Source organism: Mesorhizobium sp. M0184, assembly GCF_040322215.1.
Taxonomy (GTDB): domain Bacteria; phylum Pseudomonadota; class Alphaproteobacteria; order Rhizobiales; family Rhizobiaceae; genus Mesorhizobium.
On sequence record NZ_JAMYSZ010000006.1, the window covers coordinates 126,189 to 143,462 of the forward strand.

Here is a 17,274-nt window from a genome sequence, read left to right on the forward strand (position 1 = left end):
CAATATTATTCTTTAATAGGGATGCAACGGCACGCTTTCAACGCGATCGGCTGCCGCCACTGTCCGCCTTTTGGGTCCATCTAGACCTGTCGGGACACCTTTGTCGCCTTCAATGCACGTCGCGGCGCCGCTCGTAAACCGAATAGCGTGTCGCATGGCTGTCCTTTTCGCCAGCCTCCACCTCCTGCGAGCGGACGATCCGCCACAGCGCCGGATCGATCGGCGGGAAATGGGCATCGCCGTCGACCGCGGCCAGAACATGGGTCACGTGCAGCCGATCGGCCAACGGCAGCGCCTGAGCGTAGATCTCGCCGCCGCCGATGACGCAGATCTCGTCGGCGCCGGCCATGCAGCGCCCGCGCACCGTCGCCAGCGCGATTGCGTCCTCGATCGAGTACGCGACTTCGACGCCCTCGGCGCGCCATGCCCTGTCTCGTGTCACCACGATGTTGAGCCTGCCCGGCAATGGGCGGCCGATGCCTTCATAGGTCTTGCGGCCCATGATGATGGGCTTGCCCATCGTATCGGCTTTGAACCGCTTGAGATCGGTGGACAGCCGCCACGGCAACCCACCCTCGCGCCCGATCACGCCGTTCTCGGCGATGGCGACATAAATCGCGAGGTCCATCAGCCGCCGTTTCCGCCATCGGATGGCTCCAGCAGCAATATGTCGATGTCGTGCTCGGGGTAGAAGTTCTGCGCCTTCATCTCGAACGTCGTCGGTCCGATCTTCCTGACGTTTTCGCCGCAAAACGAGACCAGGTTCTTCGCATCGCCCTTGTCGACGGTCAGCTTGAAACTGCCGATGTTTCCCGACGCCCAGTTGCCGCCCGTGGTCAGGATATAGGCGATGCGGTTCTCGAAATATTTGGGGTAGCCGTCGGGATCGTCCTTGGCTGCCTTGCGCACGGCATTCTCGAAGGCATCGTCCATGCAGTAGCGTGTCTTGTAGGCGGCATACTGACCCTGGAACTGGCCGTCATAGAAGAAGCTGACCGAGGAGGTGCCGCCGACGCTCGGCTTGTAGCGATGCGAGACATGGACCGCCTTGTTGGCCGGAAACGTCGAGCGCCACCAATAGGTCGAGCGCAATTGCCAGAACGGCGTATAGACGGTCTTCATGCCCGAACCGTCGTCGGCAGTGTCCTCGATGATGATGCCGCGGTTGACCCAGTCGTCGGCGACCGCTTGCGGCAGCTTTGCCAGCGCTGCCTTGGCCGCATCGCCGAACGGATAGAACGGCACGCCCTGCGCCTTCAGGTCAGCGCCGATGTCGATGCCGAGCGCGAACACCTTCTGCTCGAGCTGCGGCTTTGCCGGTACCCCGTCGATCGTCACTTCGAAGCCGAGGAAATTGTCGCTCTGTGCCTCCGGAATCGCCGGTATTTCTTCGGGGTCGCCTTCGATGTCGGGCATCGGAAAGGCGACGATCGCATCGACATCCTTGTCGGTGTTGTTGCGGAAGACGTAATCGACCATCACTTTTTCCGGCGAGATGTAGAGATCCTCGCTTTCCATCGCCACCGCATCGCTGCGCGAAAGGATCAGCCCACCAGTGCCGAGTTCGGCCACCGAATCATTGGCGAGCGCAGGCGTAGCCGAGAGCGCCAAGGCTGCGGTCAGGACGTAACGGAACATGGAAACTCCCCCGGCGAGAATGCCAACATGACTCTAGCTGTTCAATGTGGCGTTTCAAAGCCTTTCGGCAAATGTGCCGGCGCCTGCCGGCATGTCGTGTCGGTCTAGACACGCCGGTCCCGATCGGGCAGGAGTTCGCCCATGCGCAAGCTTCTCGTCATCGGCATCGGCGCCGGCAATCCGGAGCACATGACGGTCCAGGCCATTAACGGTCTCAATCGGGCCGACGTGCTGTTCATTCCCGACAAGGGCGCCAAGAAGAACGATCTCGCCGAATTGCGCCGCCAGATCTGCGACCGCTTCGTCATTAATCCGAACTCGCGCCGTGTCGAATTCGAGGTGCCGGTGCGCGCCGAGCCGGCGCCTTCCTACCGCTCGACCGTCGACGACTGGCACGAGGCGATCGCCGCGATCTACGAAGGCCTGATCCGCGACGAACTCCCTGAAGATGGCTGCGGCGCCTTCCTGATCTGGGGCGATCCGTCGCTCTACGACAGTGCGCTGCGCATCCTCGAGCGCGTGCGCCTCAGAGGCAATGTAGCGTTCGAGCTGGAGGTCATCCCTGGCATCACCGCCATCCAGGCACTCGCAGCCAGCCACAAAATGGCATTGAACCGGATCGGCGACGCCATTTTGATCACCACCGGCCGCCGGCTCGCCGAGGAAGGTCTGCCCGAAAACGCCGGCAGCACCATCGTCATGCTGGACGGCAAATGCGCCTTCAACACGCTGGACGACAACGACGTCACCGTCCACTGGGGCGCCTATCTCGGGACGCCCGACGAGATCGTCATCTCGGGCCGGATTGGCGACGTCGGCGACAAGATCGTGAGCACCCGTGAGCAGGCCCGCCGGAAAAAAGGCTGGATCATGGACACCTATCTGCTGCGCAAGCCGGGCGAGCCAAAGAAGTAACAGGGATCACACGCGGCATGAATTCCGCCGGCGTCACGCTGCGTCGATCTCGGCCTGCAGCGCCTCCATATGCGCCGCCGCTGCTGAAGACGCAGCCCGCTCGATCGCGCGGAAGCGGCTGACCACAGCAAGCCCGACCGACGTCAACTGGGCGCCACCGCCTTTTTTGCCGCCCGTCTGTGCCGCAACCAGCGGCTTGCCGAACACGCGGTTCATGTCTTCGACCAGATCCCAGGCGTGCTTGTAGGACATCTCCATGCCGCGTGCCGCGGCCGAAATCGAGCCGAAGGCGGCGATCTGTTCCAGAAGCTCGATCTTGCCCGGTCCGATGCGGCCATCTGGATCGAGATTTATCCGCAAACTCAGCGACGGCATTTGCTCCTCCGCGGTCACGCTATTCTACAAGTTCTGCAGCGATACCGCTATTCCAAAACGATATAGCGAATCATCGGCCGTTCACTCATCCGCCTCGGCGGGCAGTCCGGCGCCGGTATTCGCCCGGTCGAAGCTCACCGTCTTGACCACGGCGAAGACCTGTCGACCAAACCGAAGCCCCAGTGTCTGCCGCGACTGTTCGGTGATGCGGGCAAGCACGGTTGCGCCATTGCAGTCGAGGCCAATCTCGACCGTAGGCCCTTCGCCCGGCTCTATCGCCACGATCGTGCCCGGCAATATGTTGAGCGCGCTGAGGCCAACCGGCTGCTCGGTGGCGATCATCACGTCGCGGGCACGGATGCGGACGCGCACCGGCGCACCGACTGGCGTTGCCAGAAGCGGCACCCGGATCTCGCCCGCCGATGAGCCTAGCACCGTCATGCCAAAGGCTTCGTCGTGGCGCAGAACCGCGGTATCCAGCACGGCACCGCCCTCGCCGCGCTCTTCGGCCGGCAATAGATCCAGACGCTGCATGATCGCTCCGGTCGGACCGGAAGCGGCGACCTTTCCTTGCATCAGCACCACGACGTCGCTCGCCAGCCGCGCCACTTCGGCGATCGAGTGGCTGACATAGACGATCGGGATTTTCGTCTCGTCGCGCAGCCGCTCGATATAAGGCAAGATCTCGGCCTTGCGCCCCTCGTCGAGCGAAGCCAGCGGCTCGTCCATCAGCAGCAATTTCGGACTGGCAAGCAGCGCCCTGCCGATTGCCACACGCTGCTTCTCGCCACCGGAGAGTTTTGCCGGCCGCCGGTCGAGCAAATGGCCGATCCCGAGCAGTTCGACCACGCCATCGATATCCGCGTAACGCTCAGCAGCCGGCGTGAACCAGCGGCCATAGCGCAGATTGCTCGCCACGCTCATATGCGGAAACAGCCGCGCATCCTGGAACACCATGCCGATCCGCCGTTTGTGCTTCGGCACGAACAGACCGGCATCGCTATCGACCAGCACGCGGCCCTCGGCCGCGATACGACCTTTGTCGGGGCGGATCAGCCCGGCAATCAAATTGATCAGCGTCGTCTTTCCGGAGCCGGAAGGCCCGAACAGCGCAGTCAGCCGCCCGGCGCTTTCGAAGCGGGCATTGACGGTGAAACCGCCAAGCCGGTGGCTGATGTCGACCTGAACCGTCATTCGATGTCCATCCGCCGGCCGACGCGCCGCGCCAGCACTTCCGAGGCAACAAGTGCCGCCATCGAGATGACGATCGAGATCAGCGTCAGCCTGAGCGCGCCGGCGTCGCCGCCGGGAACCTGCGTGAAAGTGTAGATCGCCGACGGTAGCGTCTGCGTCTCGTTCGGAATGTTGGAGACAAAGGTGATCGTCGCGCCGAATTCGCCCATCGCCTTGGCGAAGGAGAGGATCGCACCGGCGATCAGCCCGGGCAGGATCAGCGGCAGCGTGATCGTGCCAAATACCCATAGCGGATTGGCGCCGAGCGTGCCGGCGGCCGCCTCGATTTTGCGGTCGACGGCCTCGATCGACAGCCGGATGGCCCGCACCATCAGCGGAAAGCCCATCACGCCGCAGGCGAGCGCGGCGCCAGTCCAGCGGAAGGAAAAAACGATGCCGAAATGTTCGGCCAGGAAAGCGCCGGCCGGACCACGCTTGCCGAAAGTCAAAAGCAGCAAATAGCCGGTCACCACCGGCGGCAGGATCAGCGGCAGATGCACCAGACCATTGAGCAGCGTCTTGCCCCAGAACTGGCCGCGGGCAAGCACAAGAGCGATCAGAATGCCCGGCGGCAGGCTGGCAATCATCGCCACGGTCGCCACCTTGATCGACAGCCGGACCGCATTCCATTCGTCGGGAGCGAGATCCAGCAGCCAGTTCATGTGCGGTGCCGTACGTCAGTTGCTCGGCGCGAGGATTGTAAAACCTTGCGCCTTGAAGAGTTCGCCAGCCTTGGCGGATTGCAGGCATTTCAGGAACGCCGGGGTATCCCTGCTCTTCGAATCCGCAAGCTGGGCGACTGGATAGATGATCGGCGGATGGGTACCCGCGGGGAAAGTGCCGATCACCTTGACGCCGGGCTCCGCATGCGCATCCGTGGCATAGACGATGCCGAGTGCTGCCTCGCCGGTCGACACCAGCTTTAGGGCGGCGCGCACATTCTCGGCCTGCGCCACCTTGCCTTCGACGGAAGACCAGACACCGAGCGATTCGAGCGCCGCCTTGCCGTATTTGCCGGCTGGCACCGCCTTGACATCACCCATGGCAAGTTTGCCGTTACCGACCTGCCCGGCAAGATCGAACCCCTTTTCGATCCTGGTCTCGACCTTGGAATCCCGCGGAGCAATCAGCACGATCTGGTTACCGAGCAATTTCACTTGGGTTTCGGGCTTGGTCAGCTTCCTGTCGGCAAGATATTTCATCCAGTCGAGATCGGCCGAGATGAACAGGTCTGCTGGCGCGCCGCTTTCAATCTGCCTGGCCAGCGCCGAGCTCGCCGCGTAGGAAATGGTCGCCGCCTCGCCGACATCGGCCTCGCAGGCCTTGTTGACGCCATCGAGCCCATCCTTCAGGCTCGCCGCGGCAAACACGACCACCTTGTCATCGGCATGGGCCGCCGGCACCGCGGCCATCAGGATGGCGGCGAGACCCGCGATGGCAATCGTCGTCGAACCTTTGCGCGCCAGCATGAAACTCTCCTCGTCTCGGAACGCCCGAAGCCGTCCATCGATATATCCATGTGAACATAACAAGGAAAGGCTCTTTACCGGCGACGGCATTCTGAACCGAGGTTTTCCCGGCCTGCGATAATCGTCGTTGGATACAGCGGCGTCGAAGCCGAAGGAAATATTCACATGAAATCAGCGACCCGGGATTGGGCGTGAGGTCGACGTCGGCCGATCGAGATTGATGCTGACAAGGCCGAGGGCGCAGCCGCAGTAGGCAATTTCGATATGGATGGTCAGGTATGGTGCTAGACCGCGATCGGCGCCTTGATCGTCGCGTCGGCGAAATAATTCTCGAGCCGGAAATCCTCGAAGCGGAAGGCAAAGAGATCCTTCACCTCGGGATTGATCCACAGCGTCGGCAACGCCTTGGGCGTGCGCCGCAATTGTTCGCGCGCCTGCTCGAAATGGTTCGAGTAAAGATGCGCGTCGCCGAGCGTGTGGATGAAATCGCCGGGTTTCAATCCGGTCACCTGCGCCACCATCAGCGTCAGCAACGCATAGGAAGCGATGTTGAACGGCACACCGAGAAAGATATCGCCCGAACGCTGGTAGAGCTGGCAGGAAAGCTTGCCTTCCGAAACATAGAACTGGAACAGGCAGTGGCAGGGCGGCAAGGCCATGGCCTCCACCTCGGCCGGGTTCCACGCCGAAACGATCAGCCGCCGCGAATTAGGATTTCTGCGTATCTCCTTCAGAAGATTCGCAATCTGGTCGATGGCGCCGCCATGGCCGTCCGGCCACGACCGCCATTGTTTGCCATAGACCGGGCCGAGATCGCCGTTCTCGTCGGCCCACTCATCCCAGATCGAGACGCCGTGATCGTTGAGATATTTGATGTTGGTGTCGCCGGCCAGGAACCACAAAAGCTCGTGGATAATCGACTTCAGGTGCAGCTTCTTGGTGGTGGTGACCGGAAAGCCGCGGGCCAGGTCGAAGCGCATCTGGTAGCCGAATACCGAGCGCGTTCCGGTGCCGGTGCGGTCGCCGCGATCGGCGCCGTTTTCCAGCACATGCTTCAGAAGGTCGAGATACTGGCGCATCGGCTCCGGTCCGATTCGGGTTGTCAGCCATCATAGCCGAATGACCGTCGGCCGAACACAGCAAAGCGAGACGATTCCAGCAGAAGCCTCACCAGCACCGGCGGCGAGGTTGCTCAGAGCGAGCCGAGCATGCCCAGATCCTTGGCGACGAGGTAATAGAATGTCACCCGGCTCTTGCTGTTGTCGGCCGCCATAGCCTTGCAGGTCTTTTCGATAGCTGCATCCGCCTTGGCACCGTCGGTGACGCCGAGCTTGCCGGCGACCCAGCTGTTCCTGACGCGCTTCAGTTCCTCCGGGTCGGTGCAGGACACCAGCGAGGAATCGCGGTTCCTGAGCGCGATGCCCAGATGCTTGACGATCTTGGCGACCGCGTCGGCATCCGCCGCCGCATCATATTTCTTTACGTCTGCGAGATAATCGGCCATCGAATTTCCCCTCGTCGGCGCCACGGGATCCGGTCAGTGAGGATTGTGGCGCGCTGCCGCAAGTATGCGCTAGGTCTCCTCACCGCCACAAAGCTTCGGTTGAGACCGGCTGCAAGTCAACCCCTTGATGATCCACTTTGGCACGGACGAAAGTGGCATTCCGGCCTTTCATTTTCCACCGCCAGTCCCTATATTCGCTTCGTCGGCTCGACCGACTATGGCGATAAACAGGCGATGAAATAAGCCGTTCGGACCCGGGGGCGGTACCCGGCGCCTCCACCAAAAACCGCTGCTCAGGAGCGGCTTTTGCTGGGGGCGAAATAGGATCGACGAAGGTGTAAAGATCGTACTTTTGCCCGGCATTGTACCACCGTTATCGGGCTAAACTTATAGTTGCCAACGACAACTATGCGGAAGCACGTCTCGCCGCGTAAGCGGTGCGATAGCTTCAATTCAAGCCCTAGTGGTTCGCACTTCTAGGCGGGGTTCGGAGGTACCTGGCAACAGAAACCTCCATTTCTCCCCCTTTTTGATATGCGCAGCCGCAGGCTCGCCCGGTATGTGCAGCTGCGGGCCTGGGCTTTTTACGCCCTGATACGCCCTGGCGCCGCGGCGTTCATACCAGTCCCTGGCTGATCGTTTCGATCGCGCTGCCAAAGGTCTCGTCGGCAGCCTCATGTGACAGAAGCATCTCATTGTGCGCCCTGCCCGTCCTGATCATCGGAAAACAATTGGCGAGCTTGGCAACACGACAGTCAAGGAGCACCGGCCGGTCCACATCGATCATTTCCTGGATCGCATCATCAAGGTCGGCTGGTTTGTCGCAGCGCAGGCCGACCGCTCCGAACGCCTCGGCCAATTTGACAAAATCGGGCAAGGCCTCGGAATAGGAATGCGCGAGGCGGTTGCCGTGAAGAATTTGCTGCCACTGGCGAACCATGCCCATATATCCGTTGTTCAGGATGAAGACCTTGATCGGCGCGTCGTACTGGACTGCCGTCGACATCTCTTTCATGGTCATCTGAACCGATGCGTCGCCGGCGATATCGATGACGAGGCTGTCCGGATGTGCGATCTGCACGCCCAGCGCCGCCGGCAGGCCGTAGCCCATAGTCCCGAGGCCGCCGGAACTCATCCAGCGGTTCGGCCTTTCGAAGCCGTAGAATTGGCCCGCCCACATCTGATGCTGGCCCACTTCAGTGGTGATGTATGTGTCGCGATCCTTCGTCAGCGCGTAGAGACGCTGCACCGCATATTGCGGCATGATCACGTCCTTGTTCATCTCGTAGGAGAATGAATTGCGTGCGCGCCAGCCGACGATCCTTCTCCACCAGTCCTGGAGGCGGCCTCCATCCGGTTTCTGAGGCAATGCGCGCCATAGACGAACCATGTCATCCAGAACATTGCCGACATCGCCTTGTATGCCGATATCGACGTGGACGTTCTTGTTGATCGAGGACGGATCTATATCGATATGGATCTTGCTGGAGTTCGGCGAAAAAGCGTCCACACGCGAGGTCACGCGGTCATCGAAGCGCGCGCCGATACAGATCATGACGTCGCAATCGTGCATCGCCATGTTCGCCTCATAGGAACCATGCAGACCGACCATTTTGAGCCAGTTCTTGCCGGAGGCGGGGTAAGCTCCAAGGCCCATCAGCGTCGAGGTGATCGGAAAGTCGGTCAGTTGAACCAGCTCCCGCAGCAATCTCGATGCTTCCGGGCCGGAATTGACGATGCCGCCGCCGGCATAAATAACGGGACGGCTGGCATTGGCCATCAGTGCTATCGCCTGGCCGATCTTGCCGATATCACCCTGCAGCTTCGGTCGATAATTTTTCAGCGCAGCAACACCCGATGGCGGGGTGTACACGCCGGACGCAAACAGAACGTCCTTTGGCATGTCGACGAGAACAGGCCCCGGTCGCCCCGACCGGGCGATGTGGAACGCCGTATGGATTGCTGACGCCAGGTCATTGACGTCTTTGACCAAAGAGTTGTGCTTGGTGCAGGATCGCGTGATGCCAATCGTGTCACATTCCTGAAAGGCATCGGAGCCGATCAATGTTGTCGGCACTTGTCCGGACAGACAGACGATCGGCACTGAATCCATCAGCGCGTCCTGCAGGGGCGTCACGGCATTCGTCGTGCCTGGGCCTGATGTGACCAGCATCACGCCGACCTTGCCCGTGGACCGGGCATAACCCTCCGCGGCATGGCCGGCGCCCTGTTCGTGGCGCACGAGGATATGCTTGATGTCGTCCTGCTGGAATATCTCGTCGTAGATCGGCAATATGGCCGCGCCGGGATAGCCGAAAATATGCTCCACACCATTGTCTTTGAGTGCGCGGAGAACGATCTCCGCTCCTGTCATGCGGTTGCTCGTATGCTGAATGGAATTATCGCTTGTCATGGTTCTGTCCCGTAGCGTGATGAGGATGGGCTGACGGGGCATCGCCGAAATCGGGCGTAAGAAGAATTTCGGGCATAAAAAAAGGCCCCGTCGGGAGCCTGTTTGTCGCGCACGGGTGGCTGTCGCCGGATGGTTACACCATCCTGCCCGTGCGCTTTCCTACCACTGCAAGAACCATTGCGATCTTCATGATGATCGCTGCTACACAGAAAATCGCGCATCGTCAACGTCTCAGGCTGAGGCGTCTCAGGCTGAGGCGAAAGCCCAAGGGCCTCCCATCATCGGAACCTCCGATGGCAGTATTCGTTTCTTCCCGTTTCCCTTCTTCCACGCCTTTGCGGGACAAGGCCTCAGTTTCTCGCCGCGTGTGGTCATGCCCGGCGAGCTGCCTCATGGAGAGATAAGATGAACCAGGAAACCACACCAAAACACGAACGCATCCTGATCGTTGGCGGCAGTTCCGGTATGGGGCTGTCGCTTGCCGAACAGCAGCTTGCCGCCGGCGCCGAGGTTACGATCGTCGGCCGCTCCGCGGACCGGTTGTCGGCCGCACGGCAGCGCTTGCCTCACCCGGAAAGGCTGAGGACGATCGCAGCCGACGTCACAAGCGAGGACGAGGTCCAGCGCCTGTTCCAGGATGTCGGCACGCTCGACCACATCGTCTCGACCGCCGCCGACGTTACCGGCGTCTATGTGTTGCTTCCCGAGATGGATATCTCGGTGGCGCGGAAAGTGATGGATTCCAAAGTCGTCGGGCCGCTTCTTCTTGCCAAACATGGCGCGCCTCGTCTGACGCCTAGTGGATCGATCACGCTGACCTCGGGCATCGCCGCCTATCGTCCGGCGGCGAAAGGCTCGGTGGTGGCAGCCGTTAATGGGGCACTTGGCTCACTCGCCTACGCGCTTGCCGTCGAACTGGCGCCGATCCGCGTCAACGTCGTTTCGCCCGGCTGGGTCGACACGCCGATTTGGGATGCCGTCGTCGGCAGCGGAAAGACAGCCGCGCTGGACGCCATGGCAAAGCGTCTGCTCGTCGGCCGGATCGGCCAGGCAGCCGACATTGCCCAAGCCATCACGTCCCTCATGCACAACGGCTTCATCACCGGAACCGTGCTTCATGTCGATGGTGGCCAGCGGCTGGTCTAGCGATGGCCAAAATTTCGCGGACCATTGTAAGGAACAGCCGCAGCACCGGCGCTTGAATGCGCCGGTGGCGCCATACCATGGTGACCGGCGTCACCGGGCTGCTTCCGACCCAGGGCAGCACGACGATATTGGCGTCAGCCGCGGAAGCCACGAGACGCGGGACCAGCGCGCATCCAAGACCGCCTTCAACAAGGCTCCGTATCGCGCCCATGCTGGCGAACTCGCCGACGAGTTTTGGACGGTCAGGCAATGTTGCGGCAAACGTTTCGTCGAACATCCGCCTATAGACGCAACCGGGCTGGGTCACGAGGAAGGCCTCGTCAGCCAGATCGTCGGGCGTTATGGCAGAATATCCGGCCAACCGGTGATTTGCCGGCATTATGGTGACGAGCTCTTCTAATGCCACTTGCTCGCTTCGCAGCTCCGGCGCCGCCGCCGGGACGGCTCCGAAATGGAAAGATACGTCCAGCGCCCCGCTTGTCACGCCGGCACGCAACCCACTGCTATCGTCCGCCCTGAGGTTCAGTTCCACATCGGGATGGCGCCGATGGAATTCCGCCAGCAGAGCTGGCAAGCGTGTCGAGCAAAGCGTCTCCAGGCCGCCGACAGTCAGGCGACCGGCAACCGTGCCGCTCGCGTCGGCGACAGCGGAACGGGCTTCGTCCGCGAGGTCGAGGAGATCGTTTGCGTAGTCCAGCAGACGCTGTCCCGCCGCCGTCAGCTTCAAGCCACGCCGAGATCTGTCGAACAGCGACGTGCCCAGATCGCTTTCCAGCGCCTGGATCTGTTCGGTCACGCTCGATTGGGCAAGATGAACCCGCTCGGAGGCGCGTGTGATGTTCAAGGTGGTGGCGACCGCCACGAAGGTTTTGAGATGTCGAAGCTGCATGTCCTGAACCCGTCATATAGGCATAGACTGCTTTGAACCGGGACGGCAAACGTGAAAAGGCCGGGAACATCGCCCGGCCTTTTTGTCTCGATAGGCGAAGTTTACTCCGCCGGCGCTTCCGCGACGTCCCGGCTGCGGCCGAGCGTTATTTTGGCCAGTGTGAAGGAGATCGCCGCGCAGAGCGTGATGCCCGCCACCATCGGCAGCGGCGTGCCGTCGAAAAACACGCCGGCGACGCCCATGGCGACCGCGCCGATGGCGAAGTGCAGCGTGCCCATCAGCGCCGACGCGGTACCGGCGATCTCGCCATGCTCTTCCATGGCCAGCACCGACGTCGTCGGGATGACCAGGCCGAGAAAGCCGTAGCCGATGAACAGCAGCGCCGCCATCACGTCGAGCCGGTCGACACCCGATGCCATCACCGCGAACAGCACCACCATCGTCGTCGCATAGCCGGTCACCGCGACGCGCACCACGCGCTGCAGCCCGAACCGCTCCGACAGCAACCCGGTCAGCTGCGACATGCCGATAAAGGCAACCGCATTGATCGAGAAGAACACGCTGTAGACCGAAGGCGACAGGCCATAATGGTCGATCAGGATGAAGGACGAGCTCGACAGATAGACGAAGAAGCTCGCAATGCCGAAGCCGGCGATGGCCGTCAGGCCAAGGAAGTTGCGGTCGCCCATCAGGAAGCGGTAGCCGGAAAGTGCCGTCCCGAAGGACGACCCGGCGCGCTCCTCGACCGGCCGTGTCTCCTTGAGCGAGGTCGCCAGCAGGATGGTGGCGAGCACGGCCGCGCCCGTCACCGTCCAGAACACGGCGCGCCAGCCGAAATTCTCGATGATCTGGCTACCGGTCAGCGGTGCCAGGATCGGCGACACCGAAAACACAAGCATCAGCAGCGACATCAGCTTGGCGGCCTCGGTGCCGGTATGCAGATCGCGCACGATCGCGCGCGGCACGGCCATGCCGGCGCTGGCGCCGAGCCCTTGCAGGAAGCGGAAGGCGATCAGCCATTCGATCGAGGGAGCCAGCGCCGAGCCGACGCCGCCGACCATGAACAGCGCCAGACCGCCGTAGAGTGGCAGCTTGCGGCCGACCATGTCGGAGATCGGTCCGACGACGATCTGGCCGAAGCCCATGGAAAGAAAGAAGATCAGCAGGCTCATCTGCACCGCGGCAGTGCCAGCATGCAGATCCTCACCGATTGAAGGCAGGGCCGGAAGATACATGTCGATGGCAAACGGGCCGATCGCGGACAATAGGCCGAGCACGACCGCAATGCGGAGGAATTTGGCGTTCATGATAGCAGGCTCTTTCGAATTCTGGTTGCCGCCGAGGACCGGCGTGTAACCCTAGGACGTTCCATCCCGTGGAGTTCCGACTCTTCTGCGGAACGAAACCCCCTTCGTGCAAGTCCACAAATTTAGACAGGCTTGTCTAATTCGTCAACCACCTCTATATAGTTTTGCATGAAGGCCAACGTCTCTCCTGACATTTTCCCGCCGCGAGGCCACGAGGCCAAGCGCATGTCGATTGTCGATGCCGCCGCCTCGGTCTTCTGCCGCGAAAGCTTTGCCGGTGCCAATATCGACATGATTGCCGCCGAGGCCGGCGTCTCCCGCCAGACCATCTACAATCATCACGGCGACAAGGAAAAACTCTTCGTTGCCATCGTCCGCGACCTCACCGAACGTTGCAATGCCGGCATCTTTGCCACGATTTCCACTTTTCCCGATCAGCCGAAGGATCTCGAGGCCGACCTCATCGCCTTTGCTGTGCGGATGAACCACAACTGCATCTGCAACCGCGACGGCAAATTCCTGCGCAAGCTGATCCAGACCGAGGGCGGGCGCTATCCCGAGTTGTTCGCCGAATGGCGCGAAGAAGGACCGGGCAGGACATGGCCAGCGATCGCCGCCCGCTTCGCCCGCCTCGCTCATGCGGGCTTCCTTGGTATCGACGATCCCGATGTCGCAGCGCGCCAGTTCATGGCGCTTGCCAATGCCGAGTTGCAGACGACGTTCATGCTCGGCGGCACACCGACCGAGGACGAGGTGGTGCAGTCGGCGACAAATGGCGTGCGCACCTTCCTGCGCGCCTTCGGCAAGCGGCAGCCTGTGGCCCGGGCAAGCAAACAAGGCGCGTTCGCCAGCGCTTGACGATCAAAGCCGTTTGACGATCAAATCGTCGCCAATGGGCTTCGCTTCCGCACGCCGGCGATCTATATCCGGTTTACGCCGCGCTCAAGCTTGATTACAGCTATCAGGACGATTCAACGGAACCCGACAGCCACATGGCCGACGACCACATCCGCTACGACATTCTGGCCCAGGAGGCGTTGCGCGGCGTCATGCGCAAGGTCCTGGCCGAGGTCGCGCGCACCGGTCTCCCGGGCAACCATCATTTCTTCATCACCTTTCTCACCGGCGCGCCGGGCGTGCGCGTGTCGTCGCGGCTGCGCGAGCGCTATCCCGAACAGATGACCATCGTCATCCAGTTCCAGTATTGGGACCTGAAGGTGAGCGACACCGGTTTCGAAGTCGGGCTGTCGTTTTCCGACGTGCCGGAGAAACTGGAAATCCCGTTCTCGGCCGTACGCGGCTTTTACGACCCGTCCGTCAACTTCGAGCTCGAATTCGACGTCAAGACCGATACCCCGGCGGAACAGGAGACAAAGGCCAAGCCTGCTCCCGAACCGCTGGCCATCGTCGCCGAGAAAAAGCCCGAGACGAAGAAGAAAACCGCCGAGGCGGAAAAGAAGCCTGCCGCGGCCGACGCCGGCGCCAAGGGCGCCGACGTGGTGTCGCTTGACGCCTTCCGCAAGAAGTGACCCGACGGGCGGCGTGACATGGCCGAGATCGTCAATCTCCGTCAGGCACGCAAGCAGAAGGCGCGAGCCGAGAAGGAGCGCCTGGCCGAACAGAACCGGGCGCTGCATGGCCGTTCCAAACCCAGCCGGGATCGCGACCGCCTGATCGCCGACAAGGCCGATAAATTCGTCGCCGGCCATCGCCGCGAAAATTCGGGCGATTCGGACAAATCCGATGCTTGAAGTGTGAGTAGGATCGTCTCGTGAGCCCGGTGGAAAAGCGCTCGGTCACCATTCGCGGCCACCGCACCAGCTATTCGCTCGAAAAGCCTTTTTACGACGACCTGGGCGCCATCGCGGCCGTGCGAAAACTGACGCTCGCCGCCCTTGTCGCCGAAATCGACGAGAGCCGCCCGCGGGATGCCAATCTCTCCTCGGCGCTCCGGCTCTATGTGCTGGATTGGGCCAAGCGCGGCAAGTTGTAGCCTTCAGGCAACGCTATCCTGTTTCCTGCGCCGGATACGGAAGCCCAGCAAAGCCGAGCGGTCGCGTTCTTCGGCCTGTTTCTTCGATCTGACGCGCATCAGGTCCTTCCAGCCGACATAGCCCACCAGCCGGGCATTTTCTCGCGTGACGACCGGCAAATGGGACACGTTCGCCATCAGCAGCTTGTCGGAGAGGCCCTCGAGATACTCATCCGGATAGGCCAGCGTGACCTTGCTGCCGGCCAGCAGTTCGCCAAGCGTCGTCGTGCGGTGCTTGCCGGCGCGTCTCCAGCGCAGGATCGCCGGCGGGTCGATGACGCCGAGCACGTGGCCCTCTTCATCGACGACCGGAAAGCTCGGATGCCGTGTCTCGGGCGCCGTCAGGAACGCTGCCGCGCCATGCAGCGTCATCGTCGCCGGCACGCTTTCGACCTCGCTGGTCATCACCTCGCGCACCCTGGTCAGGGCGAACGGATCGACACGGTATTCGCGAACCATGTGATGCCCTCGCCTTGCGATTTTTTCGGTGAGGATCGAACGCTTCATCAACAGCACGGTCACCGCATGCGCCGTGGCAGTTGCCGTGATCAGCGGCACCAGGACATGGGTGTTGCCGGTCAGTTCGACCGCAAAGAAGGTGGCGGTCAGCGGCGCACGCATGGTGCCGCCCATCGTCGCCGCCATCGCCAGCAGCGCCCAGAAGCCCGGATCCGCGGCCGGCAGGAAGCCGGCGAGGACCGCGCCCATCGCCCCGCCCATGATCAGCAGCGGCGCCAGCACACCTCCCGACGTTCCCGAGCCGAGTGCGACCGACCAGATGATCGCCTTCACCACCAACAGGGTGAGCGCGGCGGTCGCTATCGTGCGGCCATCCAGCATGTCGGCGATATTGTCATAGCCGACGCCGAGCGCCTGCGGCTCGATCAGCCCGCCAATGCCGACCACCAGGCCGCCGAGCATCGGCCACCACATCCAGTGGATGGGCAGCTTCTGGAAACCGTCCTCGCAGGCATAGACCATCTGGGTCAGCAACCCTGATAGCAGCCCGGCTGCCATGCCGACCAGCACCCAGCCGGCAAGGCCGGTAAATGAAACCTCCATGCCGCCCTGAAACGGGAAGATCGGCCCCGGCAGATGCAGCATGGTGCGCTCGACCTCGGCAATGATGGCGGCGACCGCCACAGGAATGAAGCTGCGCGGCGTCCATTCGAAGAGCAGCAATTCCACCGCAAGCATGATGGCGGCGATCGGCGTTCCGAACACGGTGGTCATGCCGGCCGCCGCACCCGCCACCAGCAGCGCCTTGCGTTCATTGTCGCTGACCGGCAGCATCTGCGCTATCAGCGAACCGATGGCGCCGCCGGTCATGATGATCGGCCCTTCCGCGCCGAATGGCCCGCCGGTACCGATCGAGACCGCCGACGACAACGGCTTCAGGATTGCCACCTTGGCGTCGAGCCGCGAGCGTCCGAGCAGGATCGCCTCGATGGCTTCGGGAATACCATGGCCGCGAATCTTTTCGCTTCCGAAGCGAGCCATCACACCGATGATCAGTGCCCCGATGACCGGAACAAATACCGAGGCATAGCCAAGCGGCGTATCCTGCAGTTTCAGGTCGGCGAGCGTGAACTGGCCAAAATAGGCGATGTTCGTGGCAAGCCGGATCAGCTTCAAAAGGGCAATGCCGGCAAACAACCCCGCGGTCGCAACCACCACCGCTATGCTGGCAATGAGCAGCACCCGGGCATCGGTGGTAAAATCGCGCAGATGGCCGGGGTTGGCGTGATCGGACTTCATTTGCAGACCTTGCTTTCTGGCGGCGTGCCGACTTGCGGATGGGTCGCCGGCCGTGCCACCGAAGATGGCGGGTACGAGCCATGTTGGTGCGCTCTGTATCGTAACACGATATAAATGTTCAAGGCCCGTTTGCGGCTTTGTCGGAAAGGAATCGATGGCAGACACTTCGAAGCCACAAAAGCGCGGCGCAACGATCGGGCCGGCCGACTACCAGAGGCTGTCCGAATTTCGTTACCTGATCCGCCGCTTTCTCGAATTCAGCCAGATCCAGGCGCAGGAAGCCGGCCTGACACCACGCCAGCATCAGGCCCTGCTTGCAATCAAAGGGTTCCCCGGCGGAGGGCCGGTGACCATTGGCGACCTCGCGGAGCGCCTGCGCATCCGCCATCACAGCGCAGTGGAATTGGTCAACCGTCTTTGCGAAGCCGGGCTCGTCGCGAGGGACCACGACGAGGAGGACCACCGCCGCGTGCTGCTGCGGCTGACCGAGCGCGCCGACGACAGTCTCGCCGATCTGTCAGCCGCTCATCTCGACGAACTCGGGCGGATCGAGCCGATGCTGAAGCGCTTGCTTGCTGGACGCGACACATAAGGG

At 62.0% G+C, this 17,274-nt stretch carries 19 protein-coding genes and 1 other RNA gene; 8 read left to right on the forward strand and 12 right to left on the reverse strand.

Annotated features, from left to right (window positions below; all coding sequences use genetic code 11):
• Positions 1-109: 109 nt before the first annotated feature.
• On the reverse strand, positions 110-628 hold the full coding sequence (locus tag NKJ23_RS10250) for a dihydrofolate reductase (RefSeq protein ID WP_352680225.1): 519 nt from the start codon (positions 626-628) through the stop codon (positions 110-112).
• Positions 628-1,638, reverse strand: a complete 1,011-nt coding sequence (locus NKJ23_RS10255) for a DUF4424 domain-containing protein (protein ID WP_352539564.1) — start codon at positions 1,636-1,638, stop codon at positions 628-630. Before NKJ23_RS10255 ends, NKJ23_RS10250 begins: the two co-directional genes overlap by 1 nt.
• A 141-nt stretch (positions 1,639-1,779) precedes the next feature.
• Between NKJ23_RS10255 and cobF the strand changes: the two genes are divergently transcribed.
• Positions 1,780-2,553: a precorrin-6A synthase (deacetylating) gene (gene cobF, locus NKJ23_RS10260; RefSeq protein WP_352680226.1), complete on the forward strand. Its 774-nt coding sequence runs from the start codon at positions 1,780-1,782 to the stop codon at positions 2,551-2,553.
• 33 nt (positions 2,554-2,586) lie between these two features.
• Here cobF and NKJ23_RS10265 read toward each other — a convergent pair whose 3' ends face one another.
• The 6 genes from NKJ23_RS10265 to NKJ23_RS10290 form a co-directional block, all read right to left on the reverse strand.
• Positions 2,587-2,928 carry a winged helix-turn-helix domain-containing protein gene (locus tag NKJ23_RS10265; protein WP_023676697.1) on the reverse strand — a complete coding sequence of 114 codons (342 nt, stop codon included), beginning with the start codon at positions 2,926-2,928 and terminating at the stop codon, positions 2,587-2,589.
• 81 nt (positions 2,929-3,009) lie between these two features.
• On the reverse strand, positions 3,010-4,122 hold the full coding sequence (gene modC / locus NKJ23_RS10270; protein WP_352680227.1) for a molybdenum ABC transporter ATP-binding protein: 1,113 nt from the start codon (positions 4,120-4,122) through the stop codon (positions 3,010-3,012).
• Positions 4,119-4,823 carry a molybdate ABC transporter permease subunit gene (gene modB, locus NKJ23_RS10275; RefSeq protein ID WP_023676699.1) on the reverse strand — a complete coding sequence of 235 codons (705 nt, stop codon included), beginning with the start codon at positions 4,821-4,823 and terminating at the stop codon, positions 4,119-4,121. Before modB ends, modC begins: the two co-directional genes overlap by 4 nt.
• 15 nt (positions 4,824-4,838) lie before the next feature.
• A complete protein-coding gene (gene modA, locus NKJ23_RS10280) occupies positions 4,839-5,630 on the reverse strand; it encodes a molybdate ABC transporter substrate-binding protein (protein ID WP_352680228.1) in 792 nt (263 codons plus the stop codon).
• Positions 5,631-5,914: 284 nt separating this feature from the next.
• Positions 5,915-6,709: a thymidylate synthase gene (locus tag NKJ23_RS10285; protein WP_352680229.1), complete on the reverse strand. Its 795-nt coding sequence runs from the start codon at positions 6,707-6,709 to the stop codon at positions 5,915-5,917.
• A 113-nt stretch (positions 6,710-6,822) separates the two neighbouring features.
• Positions 6,823-7,134, reverse strand: coding sequence for a DUF2853 family protein (locus NKJ23_RS10290; RefSeq protein ID WP_023676702.1), 312 nt, complete (start codon positions 7,132-7,134; stop codon positions 6,823-6,825).
• A gap of 162 nt (positions 7,135-7,296) precedes the next feature.
• Between NKJ23_RS10290 and ssrA the strand changes: the two genes are divergently transcribed.
• Positions 7,297-7,652, forward strand: a transfer-messenger RNA (tmRNA) gene (gene ssrA, locus NKJ23_RS10295).
• Positions 7,653-7,750: 98 nt separating this feature from the next.
• Here ssrA and NKJ23_RS10300 read toward each other — a convergent pair.
• Positions 7,751-9,547, reverse strand: coding sequence for an acetolactate synthase 3 large subunit (locus tag NKJ23_RS10300; RefSeq protein ID WP_352680230.1), 1,797 nt, complete (start codon positions 9,545-9,547; stop codon positions 7,751-7,753).
• 405 nt (positions 9,548-9,952) lie between these two features.
• On the opposite strand from NKJ23_RS10300, the gene NKJ23_RS10305 reads away from it, so the two are divergent.
• Entirely contained in the window at positions 9,953-10,693 is a 741-nt protein-coding gene (locus NKJ23_RS10305; protein ID WP_352680231.1) for an SDR family oxidoreductase, read from the forward strand.
• On the opposite strand, the gene NKJ23_RS10310 is transcribed toward NKJ23_RS10305, so the two are convergent.
• Together NKJ23_RS10310 and NKJ23_RS10315 are read right to left on the reverse strand one after the other, a co-directional pair.
• Entirely contained in the window at positions 10,647-11,582 is a 936-nt protein-coding gene (locus tag NKJ23_RS10310) for a LysR family transcriptional regulator (RefSeq protein WP_352680232.1), read from the reverse strand. The genes NKJ23_RS10305 and NKJ23_RS10310 overlap by 47 nt on opposite strands.
• Positions 11,583-11,683: 101 nt before the next feature.
• Entirely contained in the window at positions 11,684-12,889 is a 1,206-nt protein-coding gene (locus NKJ23_RS10315) for a multidrug effflux MFS transporter (RefSeq protein ID WP_023676705.1), read from the reverse strand.
• 168 nt (positions 12,890-13,057) lie between these two features.
• Here NKJ23_RS10315 and NKJ23_RS10320 point away from each other — a divergent pair, with 168 nt between their 5' ends.
• The 4 genes from NKJ23_RS10320 (at position 13,058) to NKJ23_RS10335 (ending at position 14,882) form a co-directional block, all read left to right on the forward strand.
• Complete coding sequence (locus NKJ23_RS10320) at positions 13,058-13,747, forward strand: TetR/AcrR family transcriptional regulator (protein WP_352680233.1); 690 nt, start codon at positions 13,058-13,060, stop codon at positions 13,745-13,747.
• Positions 13,748-13,881: 134 nt separating this feature from the next.
• Entirely contained in the window at positions 13,882-14,418 is a 537-nt protein-coding gene (locus tag NKJ23_RS10325) for an SspB family protein (protein ID WP_023676707.1), read from the forward strand.
• Between the two features lie 18 nt (positions 14,419-14,436).
• The gene (locus tag NKJ23_RS10330; RefSeq protein WP_023676708.1) at positions 14,437-14,640 is read left to right on the forward strand and encodes a DUF4169 family protein; all 204 of its coding nucleotides are present in this window, start codon (positions 14,437-14,439) and stop codon (positions 14,638-14,640) included.
• Positions 14,641-14,660: 20 nt separating this feature from the next.
• A complete protein-coding gene (locus NKJ23_RS10335; RefSeq protein ID WP_352456525.1) occupies positions 14,661-14,882 on the forward strand; it encodes a ribbon-helix-helix domain-containing protein in 222 nt (73 codons plus the stop codon).
• A gap of 3 nt (positions 14,883-14,885) precedes the next feature.
• Here the strand turns inward: NKJ23_RS10335 and NKJ23_RS10340 are convergent, their stop codons facing one another.
• Positions 14,886-16,679, reverse strand: a complete 1,794-nt coding sequence (locus NKJ23_RS10340) for a chloride channel protein (protein ID WP_352680234.1) — start codon at positions 16,677-16,679, stop codon at positions 14,886-14,888.
• 154 nt (positions 16,680-16,833) lie between these two features.
• On the opposite strand from NKJ23_RS10340, the gene NKJ23_RS10345 reads away from it, so the two are divergent.
• On the forward strand, positions 16,834-17,271 hold the full coding sequence (locus NKJ23_RS10345; RefSeq protein WP_352622738.1) for a MarR family winged helix-turn-helix transcriptional regulator: 438 nt from the start codon (positions 16,834-16,836) through the stop codon (positions 17,269-17,271).
• Positions 17,272-17,274: the final 3 nt, after the last annotated feature.